This window comes from Hymenobacter sp. UV11, from assembly GCF_004684095.1.
In the GTDB taxonomy this organism is placed as follows: domain Bacteria; phylum Bacteroidota; class Bacteroidia; order Cytophagales; family Hymenobacteraceae; genus Hymenobacter.
This window is the reverse complement of sequence record NZ_SRII01000024.1, coordinates 15,659-30,902: the sequence shown is the minus strand read 5'-3', so window position 1 is coordinate 30,902 and position 15,244 is coordinate 15,659. Positions and strand designations below refer to the sequence as shown.

Here is a 15,244-nt window from a genome sequence, read left to right as displayed (position 1 = left end):
GTTTCGGCCGGACCACCGGCCGTAGTTTCGGCCGGACCACCGGCCGTAGTTTCGGCCGGACCACCGGCCGTAGTTTCGGCCGGACCACCGGCCGTAGGTTCGGCCGGACCACCGGCCGTAGGTTCGGCCGGACCACCGGCCGTAGGTTCGGCGGCTAACTACTGGCTGCGCCCAGTTCGCGCGGGGGTAGAGACTGGCGACTACCGGCCGGTTTAGCTGCCGTTCTAGGTAGAATACACTCACTTGGGTGCACAAGTGAGTCCTTTTTAACGCGATTTACGGGGTAGCTGCTTTATAAATAGCCCTCGTAGCACGCTTGCTGTTGAATATAATCCGCGTTATCGGACAAGTCCAGCCTCCCCTGCAAAAATGGTTATACTACTCTGCGCCGCACACCTATTACGAATCGTTTTTTGTCAAACGCCGACCGCTCAAGCCTTCCCCAAAACCAACGCTAGTATTCGCCCCTCACCTAAACCGCATCCAAGCGTGAGGCGCAACTCGCCTCGAAAGGTGTTGCACCCCCAAATCTCTTTGCTTCAGGGAGTGTGGTCTGATTGTCTGGAGTGCAATGCTATTTTTTGGATTGAAGGGCGTCGGGTCAATTTTTTTGACGAAATAGGCAGTGACGAGAAAGCAGGGCAGACCTACTGGAAAATGGCTAACCACAAGCTTTCCTTTTGCTATAGCGGCGGTCTAGTGGTGACGGACAATATTATTAAGCTCACGAAAGATAGCCTGGTATTATATCGGAGAGATAAAGAAGTAGGGGCTGTGGGCTACTCGCGGTATGTTAGGCTGAAGTAGATCCCCATTTCACAGTCGTTAAACGACGAACGACTGAAGCCTGTGAATTGCTGAGTAGCATTGCGTGACAGACGGGTTCGCCCACTAAACCGGCCGGTATCGCCCACTAAACCGGCCGGTATCGCCCGCTAAACCGGCCGGTAGTCAGGAGCTAGTTGGTCGCTATTTCAGGTGCCATCGCCTCGCAAGCGGTTGTTTTTCGGATAACCGTCGTACGTTTATCCGAAAAACAACCGCTTTTACCAGTCTATCTTCCGATGGCCTACCAGAAACTGCCCCTGCGGGCCCGGATTTGTGTCCACTGTGGCGACCCTTATCAAGCCGTGGACCGGCGGCGACTGTATTGCTGCCCCTCTTGCAAGACCTTAGCCAGTAATGCCCGCCGCCGCACCGCTGTGGGGAAACCTACCCCCCTAGCCGCGCCCGTAGTGGCTGCCGGGTCCACCCCGCCGTTGCCCTTTGACTTGCAAACCGTGGGCGTGGTTGCCGTAGGCACCGCCCTGGGGACGGTGGGCCTGCGCGTGGTCGATAACTTGTTCAGTACTCTCAGCCCCTGGCCGAGTGCCCCGGCTGCGCCGCTGCTTACCGTCTCGGTGACTCCCGGGCGCGAGGACCCGGCCAATTGGCTGCCTGCTGGCTTGCTGACGGCGGCCGCCCCACGCGTCCCCCTAGAGATGATGAGCGGGGGGCCCGCCGGGGTCTTTGTGCAGCTCCAGTACCTAGGCCACACGCTCTACTATCAGCCCAGCCAACGCGTGCTGCTCTGGCGCAGCGCTCCCGGTCAGCTGCAGGCGCTGCACTCCGCGGCGGAGGTGGCCCAGGTGGCTGAGCAGCTGCCCTGGCAGCAGGAGGGCCCGGGCCAGGCGCCACTGCTACCCCTGAGCGGCCAGTTGAAAATACTTGGATAGGTGGGGCCGCTGCTGGCCGCTACTGAACATAAGCCCAATTATAAGACACGTCTTTGCTTGAAAATGTGGGCTTTTTTGAGTATGCCGTCCGCTGCCGACCTCTAGCTTAAATTGACTTTATCCTAAGGCAAGCTTATAAGAAGCGTACAAGTCGAGGCTCTTTCGTAGCTTGGTGACCTATGGACAAGGATACGCTATTTAGAGAAATTCGCCAAGGGCGAGCGCTACTATGGGCTGGAGCTGGTTTCTCTCGCTACGCAGGATATCCGATGGGGATGGGGGTGGTACAGGCGCTTTATGGAGCACTATCTAAAATCCAGCAGCAAGAGTTAACAGCTGCCCTCGGCCTGACTGAAAAAGAGCTACTTAAGCTGCCCTTGCCAGATTTTGCTCAATACTTCGTGGATTTGCACGGCGGTAATAAGCAGCGATTGATACAAGTTATAACACAACTCTTCTCTGCTACACCACTAACCAAGGCTACTCACGAGCAAGTAGCTGCTCTCCCATATTTTGATAGGATTGTTACAACCAATTATGACCAACTATTTGAAATAGCTTATAGTTTAGATAAGCTTCATGTTATTACGCAGGCTGATAATGTGCCTCAGCTAGACGATAAGCCAACAGTTTTATTTAAAATTCATGGCGAGTTGAATCGACCCAAAAGTCTCATTATTACTAAAGAAGACTACGGACGTTTTTTTGACAAAGCAGATGATGTAGTTTGGACTCAACTGCGTTCATTGATGAGCACTCGCACGGTGGTATTTGTTGGATATGCTGTCGAAGATCCAAATGTATTAGATGTTTTTTTGGAGCTAGCTAATAGGTTAGGAGAGCTTATGCGGCCTGCTTATGTAGTAGGGCCCAGCATGGACTTTTTGCGTGTCCAGCGCTTAAAAAGGCAAAACATCCACTTTATCCAAGCTACGGGCGAGGCTTTTGTAGAGGAGTTGATGTTTGATATCAAGGATAAGGCGTTAACGGAGTTATCCCGCGATGGATTTGGGGCTTTGAAACCTGTGAGCCAAATGCTTAGCACCCTAGGATTAGACTTTTCAGTAAAAGTGGATGGAAGTGGGCCATTGATTAAAGAGCTAATACGCCGTGACGGCCCAACTCACAACAAATTCACAGTTACCAGCAGCTCGTCTCAAATTCAAGAAGCTATACAGGCGCTTATTAATGGTCAAGTTGCCAAGCCTGTTAAGATTGTTGCCGATAACTTTAACCAAATAGCCCACTTCGTTGAAGGATTTCGGCTGCCTAGTGATGGTGATGCCATGCTCTGGTTGACTCGCGCTCCTGGATGGGAAGATATAGTGGATATTAGATTCAGTTCCGGCTTACTATTATCTGGAACGCAAGTAAAGGTTTACGGAAAACGTGCTGGGATTAATCTAGTGGTATTAAGCGCTACTAGCCGTTTGGAATTATCTATGAACAGTAGTGGCAGACGCGATGATTATTACGATTGCGATGCACAATTTGATAGGCGTATGAAGCCGTTCGCTGACGTTGCAAGCGCCTTGGAGTGCGTAGGTACTATGCAAGCATTGAGCAAGGGGGAATCTATTAAGGTATTAAAGAATGGGGTAACTATTTGGCGAAGCACGAAGCGTCTAAAAATGCACAAGCCCAAACAGTTTAGCAGCCAAGCGACGAATATGGGTAATTTGATTGCTTTGTTGCCAAAAATTGAACAAACTTTTGGGATTCTATTCAAAAATTTTGATATTGATAATCAACCAATTGAAGACTTAGTGAATTTAGCTCGAATCATTAATAAAGATAGGGTGCTTTATGATGTGGTTGAACCCCTAATGCTGAATGGATTTAATATATATTCTCCAGAATTTGGACCAGTATTCACTAGTAAGAATCCTAAACGAGATAGCGTATTAGGTTTTACATCTGACCAAACTAATGATTTCATTATTTTTGGTTGGCATCTACGTTTATCTTGGTCTGAACAAGTCGGAATATTGCAGCCAATAGGGGAAAAAACAGAGATTGAAGGAAATTATTTAGTAAGAAGTAAGAGCAAGAACTTTACTCGCCAGTGCATGAGTATAGCAGAAGCCTTAGTTATTCAGAAACCGAGCAGTAGCTCATCTATTTTGTTAACAGACGAAATAGATGAGCTACAACCAAAGCTTTCATAACTCTTACTTGCCACTAATTGTAAATTCGCCCATGCCCCCGCTAATAAGAGACCAAACGGACTGGAAACATTCTCTATAAAACCATATAGTAAAGTCCTTCATTATAATCTCGGCTTCTAAAAACCACTGTTTTAAATGTCGGGGAGCGAACAATTGATCTATTCCACAAAACGGGTGTTATCTGGATGGTTTTGCCACCAGCCAAAACGGCCCAGAAAACGCAGGTTTTCGGGGCCGTTTTGGCTGCTTTTCTGGTCTATAACTCGTCTTGCTGCGGGGGTACCGCTGCATTCAACTGCTGCTCTAACTCAGCGAGGTTGGGTAAGACATCTTGGAGCGTCGTGGGCAGCGATTCCCCCAGTCGGTACTCGGCTACCCCAATCGGCTTGTGGACATCGCGCAGAGCATACTCAGCCACCACGCGGTTTTTGCTTTTACAGAGTAACAAGCCAATACTAGGCCGGTCTTCCGGGTGGCGCAACTGCTCATCAACCGCCGTGAGATAGAAATTGAGCTTGCCCGCGTACTCGGGTCGGAACTCCGTGATTTTCAGTTCGACCACCACGTAAGCCCGTAAGCGGACGTGGTAAAAGAGCAAGTCGAGGTAAAAGTCTTGGTCGCCGACGACGAGCGGCACCTGTTGGCCCAGGTAGGCGAACCCACTCCCTAGTTCAAGTAAAAAGCGGGTGATCTGTTCGAGCAGACCGCGCTGTAAGTCGCGCTCCAGGACCTTATCTGTTAAGGCGAGAAAATCGAAGAGGTAAGGGTCCTTGAGGGTTTGCTGTGCGAGTTCGGACTGTTCCGGCGACAACGTGGCGGCGAAGTTGGTGATGGCTTGCCCCTGCCGACGGTGATGACCGGACTCAATTTGATGGACGAGCACATTGCGCGACCAGCCGTGCTGCGCGGTCGCGGTGATATAGTGCAAGCGGGTCGCTTCATCAGCTACCTTCTCCAGCAACGTCAGGTGGTGGTACCAGGGGATTTGTGCAAGCGTCGCTTGCACAAACGCCGCATCGGGATAAGCTTCGGCAAAGCGCCTCATGTACTTGAGGTTGCGCGCCGACAGCCCTTTCATCGTGGGAAACTCGCGGCGCAGTTCGGCCGAGAGTTGGTCAATAACCTTCGCGCCCCAGCCCTGCACTTGTTGCTGGCCGAGAATGAGCCGCCCAATGTGCCAATAGAGGCCTAGTAACTCGGCATTAGCCGCCTGAGTGGCGCGCAAGCGGGCCGTACGAATCGCCGTTTTTAGTTGGTCGAGTAGGGGCGCCAGGGGGAAAGTTGGGGTAGCCATGCTAGCAAGGTAAGCAAAGCAGTACAATGCCCCACAACGGGAGCACTACTAGAACTCAGGCTGAGAGGTGCCTCCTCAAGGCTTCGAAAGTGTCCTATAATTCCCCTTATGGTAAGCCAGTGGGTAGCAGCGCTTCGTTTTAGTCAGCCCGCTGGCCCGATTTCGTAGTTAACCGGGTCGTAAACACGAGCAGCACGCGGTAAACACGCGCAGATGGGGCTACCGGCTAGGGGGAACGGTTAGCTAACCCGGTCTTCTAGCGTGCCCGTACGAGCAGCCAGCCCGCGCGCCGACCGTTAGGCAGCCTACGAAGCCTGTTTTGAGGCCTTTTGGCCCGATGTGGCCCATCGGTCAACCGCTAGCGGGCCGCTATGGCTCATCAGTCAACCGCTAGCTGGACCGCTATGGCCCATCAGTCAACCGATATCCGGACCGATATGGCCGATATCCGAACCGATATGGCCCATGTCTGGACCGATATGGCCGATATGGCCGATATCCGGACCGATATAACCGATATCCGAACCGATATTCAGACCGATATGACCGATATTCAGACCGATACGACCGATATCCAGACCGATATGACCGATATGACCGATATCCGAACCGCTATCGCCCATCGGTCAACTGGTACCTACTTTTCCAATAGTTTATTGCTTTACACTATTTTACTGCACATCATCATCTACTTTACGTTAGGTGCTATCTATAAACCAATGACTTTCAAGTAACTAATGAACACAAATTGCTTGCTAGGTCCCTCGCGCACCCCCTCGACTGCACTTGGCCCTTCCTGCGCCCAGTCCCCTGCGAACTCCTGCTGCCGACGCGTCGTCTCCTCGGCTGCGTGCCGCCCCCGCCACCCGGCCTTGCGCAGCTACTTCCGCTTCCGGGCGGGAGGCTGCTGGTACGCTCCTCCGACGCCAAGCCGCAACGGCTGCCTTCGCAGGCCGGCCCCTTTGCCTAGCAGCAGCCATGGCGTGCTAAGCGGGCCGAACGCGCCCGGTTAGCAGCCGCTTAGCGGCCGGCTTGGGCGCTCCCCGGCTCCCCGAGTAAGCGTCCGTTTTCGGAGACGGCCCGCGAGCGCCGGATGCCTGACCGTTGTTTGCCGTTCCCCCTAGCGGGTGACCCCGGCAAGCGCACCCGCCGCTAGCCGATTGGTCTTTCCCCCCGCCCATGACCCGGCGCCAGCTACAAAAGGGCAGCAAGGAGTCAGACAACGTCGCTACGTCAGCCTTTAGCCTGCGTTCACAACGGCTTTTTACGTGCTGTAAAGGGTCGTTTCCAACATGTAAAACGATACTATTCCAGTGAGTAGCTAGAATGGTCTAGTGAAAGCAGCTGAGCAGAAGGCACATGAGTAAGGTTGCTACTCCCATCAACTCGCTTTTCATCTGCGCAAAATCTTTCTGCCGAATGTGACTGCTGGCAAAGGCAGTGCCCACCATACCCATGCTGTAGACGCAAGGCAAAACCCACTGCGTGTTTAGGCCAGGCCAAGAACTACTACGCCGAAAAACAAAAGCTAAAATCAGGGAGCTGATAATGAGCACAAAGCCGATGAGACCTCGCTGATTAAATCGGGTGGCAGTAGCAGGTGTCATATGAGGAACAAGGAGTTAGCTTTTGGAGCAACTAAGATAGTGGCAAAATTTGAGGAAGCAAACTGCAAATTGCGTGTTTGTCAACGATATAGAGAGGTACACTTACTTTGCTAAAGTACTAATTCTTGGCGGTCGAATAACAGGAGTAAATCCTAACACTTTTCCGAGGTGTGTCCGGGTAGCCGTATTATGTAATTGAACAAAAGCGGGAACTAGAGTATGCAAGTAGCGACGAGCCTTTAGGGGTTTTATTCAAGTGTAAGCAGCTGTTTTTCAGTAACTTTTAACCGTGCTGCCTGCAACATCCACCCAGCCGTTTTTGCCTCAGTCATTCCCGCCAGGTAGCCCGCAGGGTAGGCGTTAGCGAAACCCTACTTGCGAGGCCTACTCGCGACTACGGTAGGGCGGGCAGGCGCACGTGAAAGGTGCTGCCTTGTCCGGCCTGACTCTCCACGCGCAAGCTGCCGCCGTGGCCTTGCGCAATGATGTCATACGCCAGCGAGAGGCCCAGGCCCGTGCCCTCGCCCGTGGGCTTGGTCGTGAAGAAAGGCTGGAAGATCTTCTGCTGCACGCTTTCGCTCATGCCCGTGCCATTGTCCTTCACGTGCACCATTACCTGCTGGCCGGCCCACTCGGTCGCTACTTCCACAGTAGGTGCGTAGCCGGGCTCGCCCGCCAGCTGGCGCTGCTGCACCGCGTAAAAGGCGTTACTAAACAGGTTGAGTAGCACCCGGCCCAGGTCGGCGCTTACCCCCTCCACTACTGGCAAGCTCGGCGCAAAATCGGTTTTCAGCTCCGCGTTGAAGCTTTTGTCCTTGGCCCGCAAGCCGTGGTAGGCCAGGCGCAGGTACTCGTCGCAGAGGGCGTTAATATCGGTAGGTTGACGCTCGCCGGTGCTGGCACGGCTGTGCTCGAGCATGCCGCGCACGATGCCAGCGGCCCGCTGCCCATGCTGGTGAATCTTGCCCAAATTCTGCGTCACGTCCTCCGCCAGGGCCGTAGCTTCGGCCGTGTCGCTGGTGGCCAGGGCTTCCTGCAATTCGGCCATCAGCTCGGCCGACACGTCGGCGAAGTTGTTGACGAAGTTCAACGGGTTCTGAATCTCGTGGGCAATGCCCGCGGTGAGCTCGCCCAGGCTGGCCATCTTTTCGGCCTGGATAAGCTGCGTCTGGGTAGTGCGCAGCTTGGTCAGGGCCTGCGCTGTATGGTCGCGCTGGACCTGAATCTCGGCTTTCTGCTGGCTCAGCAGGGCGTTGGCCCGCTGCTTCTGGCGGTTGGCGCGCCAGAGTACGAAGCCTAGGCCCGCTAGCAGGGCAAGGCCCGCCAGCGTGGCCCCGAGCAGCAGGCGCTGGCGGCGGGCGCGGGCGGCATCCTGCACCTGAGCCAGGCGCAGGCCGGTAATGCGCAGGGTCTGGGCGCGGTCGGCTTGCTCGATTTCGTAGCGGGCTACGTGCAAGGCTCCCTCGTTCGTGTCGAGCGAATCGGCCAGCGCCAAGGCCGCTACCGCGTACCGGACGGCCGGCGCGGGCTGGTGCCGCTGCTGGTAAAAGCGGGTGAGTTCGCGTAGGTAGCTCAAGCGCAACGGGGTGCTGTGGCGTTGCTGGGCTTGGCGGTAGGCCGAAAGCCAATGCAGTTCGGCCCGGCCCGCGTCGCCCTGGGCCACGTAATACCGCGCCCAGGTCGCATCCAATTCCAAATTACCGCTCGCGGATGTCAGTGGAAAGTGCAGTGAATCGGCCAGGCGCTGGGCTGTCTGCAGGAGCGGACGGACCCGGGCGAGGTGGCCCTGAGCCAAGAGCACCGCCGCGCGGAGCGTAGCAACGCAGACCTGCTTGGTAGCTAACGGGTAGCTGGTGTGTTTCGGAGGAACCAGGGCTTGGTCGAGCGCACGCAACGCCGCCGGGTAGTCGCGCTGCTGTATACACACCTCGGCCATGGTTTTATAAGCATAAAAGCAGTCGCCGCGTTGGCGGCGCAGCCCGACCACGGCCTGCTGGATGTACTGCAGTGCCTTGGCCGGGTTGCCCCACTCGGCGTAGAGGCTGCTGACCGGAAGGAGTTGTCGGTAGGAGAAAGGGCGATGAAAGGAGCGATAGAGCGCCACGTCCTGCAAGTAGTGGCTCAGGGCTTGGTTGTAGTCGCCCCGGTACATGTAGTAGCCGCCTAAGACTTGGTGGCAAGGAGCCAGGTTTTCGGTGGCTCCGCGCTGCTCATAATACGCCAGCTTGGCCTGGTAGTAGCGTTCGCGGGCCACGGGCCGGTTCAGGTCGTTGAATAGCACGCGCATGGCCGACAGCAACAAGGGAACGGGCCGGGCCAGGCGGTCGAAAGCGCCCACGGCGGCCTCCAGCGTGTCGAGCGCGGAAGCTATGTCTTTGGCTGTGAGCAGCCGGTTTCCGCTTGCCAGCAAGCGGTACGCGCGCTGCTCAGGGCGCTGTAGCCGGACGCTGAGCGCCGCCGCTTCCGTTGTCTCCTCCGCAGTGGGGTCCGCCTCCAGCCCCACCAGGGGGGATACATCGGCCAGGTGCATGAGCGTCCGTAGGCGGGCCGAATCGGCCCGCTGCCCGGCCAGCACCTGCCGCAGGGAATCGGGGTCAGCCTCCCAGTAGCGGTAGCGGGCGGTTGCCGGATTTTGCGCCGCTGCTGGTTGGCGGCCCAGCAGCAGGAGCCCGACTACGAGACCAGCCACCACGCGGCAAAAAAAGAGTGGATAGAACATGGCAGCCCAAAGACGAAGTCAGTACCCGTAGTTTGTTGAGGCTCAAATGTAAGGGCGCGCTTACCCGGCTAACACTTATCCTAGGCCGATGACGCTATCTTTTTGGCTTATGCAAGGGCAGGTAGGGATAACCTAATAACTAGCCACCGTAGATTCCTGCCACTTGGCCCCGAAAGGTGCACCATATTGACCCGCCCTATTTCGGCTTCCGACACCCCCGCCACGCGCTGGAAACGCACTCGCGGTGGACTTTCTGAGCCACTCGCGTCGCGCCTTACTTTCTGAGCCCTTGATGGCTAAGGCTGGGACCGTTTTAATGGACAGATAATCGCATGAGTTAACAGGGTGGAAGGCAGCCCACCTAGTCGGCTTAATCGAGGTACGCCAAGAACCGTTTGTGACGCGTGTAGCGTGCGGCCGTGGCCCCCAACAAGTGCGGGAATGCTTTTTCCAGCGGAGAATTCGTCAATAGAGAGGTCACGAAATGGGTCTGCCCGTGGCACTGGATTTTCAGGTAATGGTAGGACTGAAAAGCAAAATTTTCCCAGTCCGTTTGCCGATACACGCCCCCGGCGGCGTGCAACTCAACGGCCTCCATTTCCCCGTACGGCAGGACGAGCATTGCTCCGTTTTCTGTGACCTCTAGCCGGTCCTCAAACGCGGCGACGCTCGTGTGGCGGTTGCGCAAGTAATACGCCACATACACGTAAAGCCCAGGGCCGAGGTACGGGGACAGGGCTAACAGAACAAAACCAACCGGCACCCCCATGGCTCCCTTCAGGGGCAAGAGGATGGCCAGGGCCCCCAAGGAATACAATAGATGCCGCAACGCGTACAGGTGCGTGAGGGGCGTAATTGCAAAGGGGACCATTTGGCAGAGGTGTGCAGGTGCGTTAAGAATGAAAGGTAGCGCACTAGTGGGCCCGGAAGCGAAACGCTCGTTTTGCTGAACAATCAGTTGGCGTTACCCTCACTCCTACCCATCCAGAAAACGCTCGTTTCCTGGACTAATTAGAAGAGTGCCCTGGCGGCCCGAAAAACGCAGGTTTTTCGGGGCCTTTTTAGAGACCGTTTTTTGGATGGGTATCTGGTAGCTTTATAGCTTAGGTGTACCACTGCTTTGTTGCTCCATAAAAATGCCACGCAATCCAACTGACCTATGTCTTCTCTGTCGTACAAGGGAGGCAACAAAAACCAATTCACACTTGATTCCTAGCTTTTTGAGCACAGAAATGCTTTCCCGCTTGAGTAGGAAGCACCTTTTGATGTTTAAGCCTGGAAGAAGGGGGCTCAGTAAACCTTCACAGAGCACGATGAAAGAAAATTATCTTATGTGCCCTGAGTGCGAGGCAAGGCTCGGGCTACTTGAGAGATATATGGCAAACGGATTTTTTAAGTTATACAGAAATCCGTCACGCGTAGTTGAATTTCCTAAGTCTACAGATATATCTGATAAGTTAGGAATGATAAATATGCCTAATATTAATTCGTATATATTTAATTTATTTTCGTACTCAATATTTTGGCGAGTTGCTAACTCTAATGAGCATTATCCTAATTATAATCTACCAGAAGATGTCAAGGAAGAATTAAGGCAACAGCTTGATTTGCATATATCATATGAGTGGAATAGCCTTGCGATTAAAGCCAAAGGCTTGAGTCTTCAAGATAAATATCCTTACGATATAACCACTTGTTTAGAAAATAAGAAGCCAGAAGAAAATTGGCTTATAGCAAGGGATTATAAATCTGATAGGCCTAGCTTTATCGCTGCACATGAGTTTCACTTTTTCTTCTATCAATCTAAGGGGGTATATGGAAATATGCATCAATACAGTTCAGATTTGAATGCCCCTCATATCAAAGTAATAGCTTTTGCTGATTGGCAAGCAATGATACAGGATATACGAAATGGTATTTTAGGTAATAATAATTTCAAACTATAAAAGTGAAAGTAGCCATCTATGCCCGCGTGTCAACGAAGGATAAAGGCCAGGACACCGAGAACCAACTGCACCAGCTCCGCGCCTTCGCCGAACAGCACGGCACCATCTATAAGGTGTACACTGATCAGGAGTCGGGGGGCAAGGCCGACCGCACCGAATTCAAGCTACTGCTGCTCGAGGCCTACCAGCAGAAGTTCGACCTAGCGGTGTTCTGGCGCCTGGACCGCTTCAGCCGCGAGGGCGCCCTGGCCACCCTGCGCTACCTGAAGGAGCTCAAAGACCACGGGGTGCACTACAAATCCTTCACCGAGCCCTACCTCGACTCGCTGGGCCCCTTTGGCGACGTAATTGTCTCGATGCTGGCCACCATCGCCGCCCAGGACTTGATTAAGATATCGGAGAACACCAAGGCCGCGCTGGCCAAGAAGAAGGCCGCCGGCGTCAAGCTCGGCACGCCCGGCAAGAGTCCCGCGCAAATCGAGCAGATTCGCCGGCTCAAAGGCGGCGGCCTCTCGAATTATGCCATCAGTAAAAATCTGGGCATTTCGGCCAGTACCGTGGCCAAATACCTGGCTGAATAGGGCCTGTCTGCCGCCCTTTTTGCCGGCTTTTTAGCAAAAAGTGCCTCTATTCACTCAGAACGCAAGTTAAGTTCACGCCGGGTGGCGCGGCTCTTTCTTAAACGGTCGTTGAGAAACTGTCTTTTCCCCCCTAAAGCGCATTTGTCATCCTTTTTGGCCGGTGGGAACCCCCACCGGACAAGTGGATTGAGACAATCATTTGGTCTTGGCGAACAGAACGGCACTGCCTAGCAGTGCGGTTGAAACGCGCAAGGTGCCGGGAGTGGAAAAAGATGCGCTCGTCAGTCAGCGTCAAGCTTTAGGTCGGTGCGATAGGTTCGAAAAGCAGATGGTCGGGCTCACCGCTCGACTCGCGACGTAAAACGCTCCTTCTAGTGAACGGAGGGTGCTTGCCCTATTTTTCACCTCCTTTTTGGTTCGCTTTCAATTGCGCGATGTCAACTAAGTCTTTTGGTCGCGCGGTCGCGGCTTTGTCGGCAAGCAAATCATCCAAGCTAATCAATGGAATGACCACGTCCTGCAGCGTGAGCACCTCCCGGGTCCGATACGAGGCCCCGAATGACAAGGTAACTCTCAGTTCGGGCAACAAATCCAGCGTGAATTGCTCGAACTCGTACTTGAAAAACGACTGCTTTGGATTAGGCGCTTGTTCTTGGCGGAAGGCGCTTACATCTTGCCCAAGCGCTTCTAGGGCTCGGAGCAGCTTAAAGTAATTGCCGTAGGTGGGGTTGTACCACAGATCCACATCGGGTTTGTCCACCACCACGCCAGCGGGGTTCATGGATAGGCGGTAATAGCCGTACAGCGCGACCGCCGTCCCGCCCACCGTGAGGTATTCCACGCCGTGGTCGTTGAGCACCTGGCATACGGCCAGGAGGTGGTCCACCAGGCTATCGTTCATCGGCAGCACGGGGCTTTGCGCGTGCGTGCTGCGCTTGGCGGATAAACTCCTCGAACGCGGCATGGGCTTGTTCGCGCGCCACCGCCGAGATGCGGGCCGGGGAAGGGCCTGCTTTTAAGGCCTGAAAACTTGGGTGGCGCGTCAGCTTTGCCATAAGGAGGTGGGGTACGCCGGCGACCAGGCCAGCACCGGGGATAAAGATACTCACTACGCAAACCACGCGTGGGACGTGTCACGTTCCCGGACGTGGGATCGCTCCCTGTCACGCTTTCTGGACCTTGGTTTAAGAAACGTGACAAGCTCGTCTGTCATTGGTTGATAGGCAATCGTTGGCATCTTGCAGTCATGACTTCCCCCAATCTGATTCGTCGGCTACGTTACCTCTACACCACTGAACGCAGATTTGTATATGTTTTCAGCGGCCTAACCATCTATACTACTATAGATTACCCTATTCGTAGTGTCGTGTTGCTCTTGTATGGTCTAGTGCTGATAGCTTATTTACTTTTTCAAGGCCAGCGTTATTGGCAGGTGAAACTTTCTCGCCTGCTAAATCAGCCTATCCAAGAAGTAGCACAGCTAGCATTTTTTCATCGAGCTAAGAGAGTCACCCATTGGCTGTTTGGACTCATGCCGCTGGTATGCATACTACAGGGCCTGCTATTAGGATGGCATATTACGCTCACCACCAGAATTTCACTAGCTATATTGGCCAACGGCTTTGCGGTATTAGAATACATCAATTACTACCATTGGCAACTGATGATTGACACGCTAGCAGATGTCCAATACCTGCGGCGACACCACAAGCTTAAGATAGCTAGTTTAGCGAGCGACTTAGCTGCACAGAGATTGTGAGAGTGGTTAATAATAGGATTTTGGGCAAGGTAGCGAGCGGCTTCTTTTCCCTCTGGTTCCTTAGAAAAGCCACTTAATATAATCGGTCTTACACCCACCACCTCGGAAAAGTGGTGGTTTTCGGCCCTGTTTTGGGACGCGGCTGGCGTGGAATTTTGCTGGTCCATAGCTTCATTATTCAATCCTTTGCGCGCCGCTGTCGATATTGCGGTGCCCGACACTACCCGGCTTTCCTTCTAATACTCAGCGCTTATGTCCTTCGACTACTCCTCGCACCTGACGGCGGTGGTGGCCGCCGAGGCCTTGGAATCGGCTCCGGGTGGCGGCCCGCCCGCCCAGCACGCCTGCCTCGACTGCGGCGCGGCCCTGACCGACCGGTTCTGCGCCCACTGCGGGCAGCCGGCCGACACCCACCGCATCACCCTGAAGCACCTGCTGCTACACGACCTACCCCACTCCGTCTGGCACGTGGACAAGGGCCTAGCCTTTACCTTCTGGCAGATGCTGACGCGCCCCGGCCTCACCATCCGCGGGTACTTGGCCGGGCAGCGCACCCGGCAGTTCCGCCCCGTGAGCTACCTGCTGCTGCTGGTGGGCCTGGCGGCCCTGGTCATGTCGGCCTTTCAGGTTGACCTGCAACAGGCCATGCTGTCGTCGCAGCCCACCGGGGCGGGTTCACCATCCCAGGGGCTGATGGCGGTGGTGATAGAGCGCTACTTCTCCATTGTCATGAAGCACCCCTACCTGATGCAACTGGTACTCATGCCGCTCAACGCCCTGGTGGCGTGGCTGCTGCTGCGGCGGGCGGGCTACAACTACGCCGAGGTGCTGCTGGCCAACGCCTTCATCGTCGGCACCTTCACCGTTCTCAACCTGGCCATCCTGCTACCCGCGTTGCTGGTGGGCAACCGAGCGTTCCTGCAGCTGGCCTCGCAGCTGGTTTATATCCCAACGCTGTTCTATACGCTCTGGGTAAACGCGCAGCTGCTGCTGGCCGCCCCCGCGCTCACGGCGGCGCGGCGCTACGGCCGGGCACTGGGCATTTCCCTGCTGCAAATCGGGGTGCTGCTGCTGGCGGCGGTGGTGTGCGTCGCCGTGCTCACGTTCCAGGTACTGCACGAGCGGCCAGAGTTGAGGCCCCACACAGCGCCGAAAAAGTCGCCGACGGCCGCCATGCGCTAGCGGCCCAAAACCACAGTCTCTAGCAGGGGTTGCGTTAATAACTAGGCTGAGCAGTACGATAAGGCGGTAAACAGGCGAACTAAGCCTTCAACTTCAAGCGTGGGAAGTGCTCCTTGAAGGGGTAGTACTAGCGTAGGAACAGAAAGTATCGGTAGTGTTTAGTTGACCTTTGGCTGACTGACAGCACTTTAAAAATACCCGAAACTAGGTATCTTGCAAGGCTCGTCCGAATGCCAGATTTGCCAGCAGAAATCCACGGCCTCGGTCCCTTTT

13 protein-coding genes are annotated in these 15,244 nt (G+C 54.7%); 7 read left to right on the top strand and 6 right to left on the bottom strand.

Annotated elements, in window-relative coordinates; translation table 11 throughout:
• The 3 genes from E4631_RS26140 to E4631_RS24505 all read left to right on the top strand — a co-directional run.
• The coding region (locus tag E4631_RS26140) for a hypothetical protein (protein ID WP_205704308.1) at window positions 1-216 on the top strand (216 nt) is incomplete at its 5' end.
• Window positions 217-1,235: 1,019 nt separating this feature from the next.
• Complete coding sequence (locus E4631_RS24510; RefSeq protein ID WP_133660159.1) at window positions 1,236-1,715, top strand: hypothetical protein; 480 nt, start codon at window positions 1,236-1,238, stop codon at window positions 1,713-1,715.
• A 179-nt stretch (window positions 1,716-1,894) separates the two neighbouring features.
• On the top strand, window positions 1,895-3,883 hold the full coding sequence (locus tag E4631_RS24505; RefSeq protein ID WP_133660158.1) for an SIR2 family protein: 1,989 nt from the start codon (window positions 1,895-1,897) through the stop codon (window positions 3,881-3,883).
• Between the two features lie 256 nt (window positions 3,884-4,139).
• Here the strand turns inward: E4631_RS24505 and E4631_RS24500 are convergent, their stop codons facing one another.
• The 4 genes from E4631_RS24500 to E4631_RS24485 all read right to left on the bottom strand — a co-directional run bounded on the left by E4631_RS24500 (window position 4,140) and on the right by E4631_RS24485 (window position 10,374).
• Complete coding sequence (locus E4631_RS24500; protein WP_133660157.1) at window positions 4,140-5,177, bottom strand: YhcG family protein; 1,038 nt, start codon at window positions 5,175-5,177, stop codon at window positions 4,140-4,142.
• 416 nt (window positions 5,178-5,593) lie between these two features.
• Complete coding sequence (locus E4631_RS26335; protein WP_205704307.1) at window positions 5,594-5,800, bottom strand: hypothetical protein; 207 nt, start codon at window positions 5,798-5,800, stop codon at window positions 5,594-5,596.
• Between the two features lie 1,378 nt (window positions 5,801-7,178).
• On the bottom strand, window positions 7,179-9,503 hold the full coding sequence (locus tag E4631_RS24490; RefSeq protein WP_240735221.1) for an ATP-binding protein: 2,325 nt from the start codon (window positions 9,501-9,503) through the stop codon (window positions 7,179-7,181).
• Between the two features lie 370 nt (window positions 9,504-9,873).
• On the bottom strand, window positions 9,874-10,374 hold the full coding sequence (locus E4631_RS24485) for a hypothetical protein (protein ID WP_133660155.1): 501 nt from the start codon (window positions 10,372-10,374) through the stop codon (window positions 9,874-9,876).
• 505 nt (window positions 10,375-10,879) lie between these two features.
• On the opposite strand from E4631_RS24485, the gene E4631_RS24480 reads away from it, so the two are divergent.
• Together E4631_RS24480 and E4631_RS24475 are read left to right on the top strand one after the other, a co-directional pair.
• Entirely contained in the window at window positions 10,880-11,449 is a 570-nt protein-coding gene (locus tag E4631_RS24480) for a hypothetical protein (RefSeq protein WP_133660154.1), read from the top strand.
• 2 nt (window positions 11,450-11,451) lie between these two features.
• A complete protein-coding gene (locus E4631_RS24475) occupies window positions 11,452-12,030 on the top strand; it encodes a recombinase family protein (protein WP_166648277.1) in 579 nt (192 codons plus the stop codon).
• A gap of 394 nt (window positions 12,031-12,424) precedes the next feature.
• Here E4631_RS24475 and E4631_RS24470 read toward each other — a convergent pair whose 3' ends face one another.
• Window positions 12,425-12,931, bottom strand: a complete 507-nt coding sequence (locus tag E4631_RS24470; RefSeq protein WP_133660152.1) for a nucleotidyl transferase AbiEii/AbiGii toxin family protein — start codon at window positions 12,929-12,931, stop codon at window positions 12,425-12,427.
• Window positions 12,921-13,085: a hypothetical protein gene (locus E4631_RS26135; protein WP_166648276.1), complete on the bottom strand. Its 165-nt coding sequence runs from the start codon at window positions 13,083-13,085 to the stop codon at window positions 12,921-12,923. The genes E4631_RS24470 and E4631_RS26135 overlap by 11 nt, the downstream gene beginning before the upstream one ends.
• 191 nt (window positions 13,086-13,276) lie before the next feature.
• Here E4631_RS26135 and E4631_RS24465 point away from each other — a divergent pair, with 191 nt between their 5' ends.
• Together E4631_RS24465 and E4631_RS24460 are read left to right on the top strand one after the other, a co-directional pair.
• On the top strand, window positions 13,277-13,789 hold the full coding sequence (locus E4631_RS24465; RefSeq protein ID WP_133660151.1) for a hypothetical protein: 513 nt from the start codon (window positions 13,277-13,279) through the stop codon (window positions 13,787-13,789).
• A 252-nt stretch (window positions 13,790-14,041) separates the two neighbouring features.
• Entirely contained in the window at window positions 14,042-14,971 is a 930-nt protein-coding gene (locus E4631_RS24460; RefSeq protein WP_133660150.1) for a DUF3667 domain-containing protein, read from the top strand.
• The last annotated feature ends 273 nt before the right edge of the window (window positions 14,972-15,244 follow it).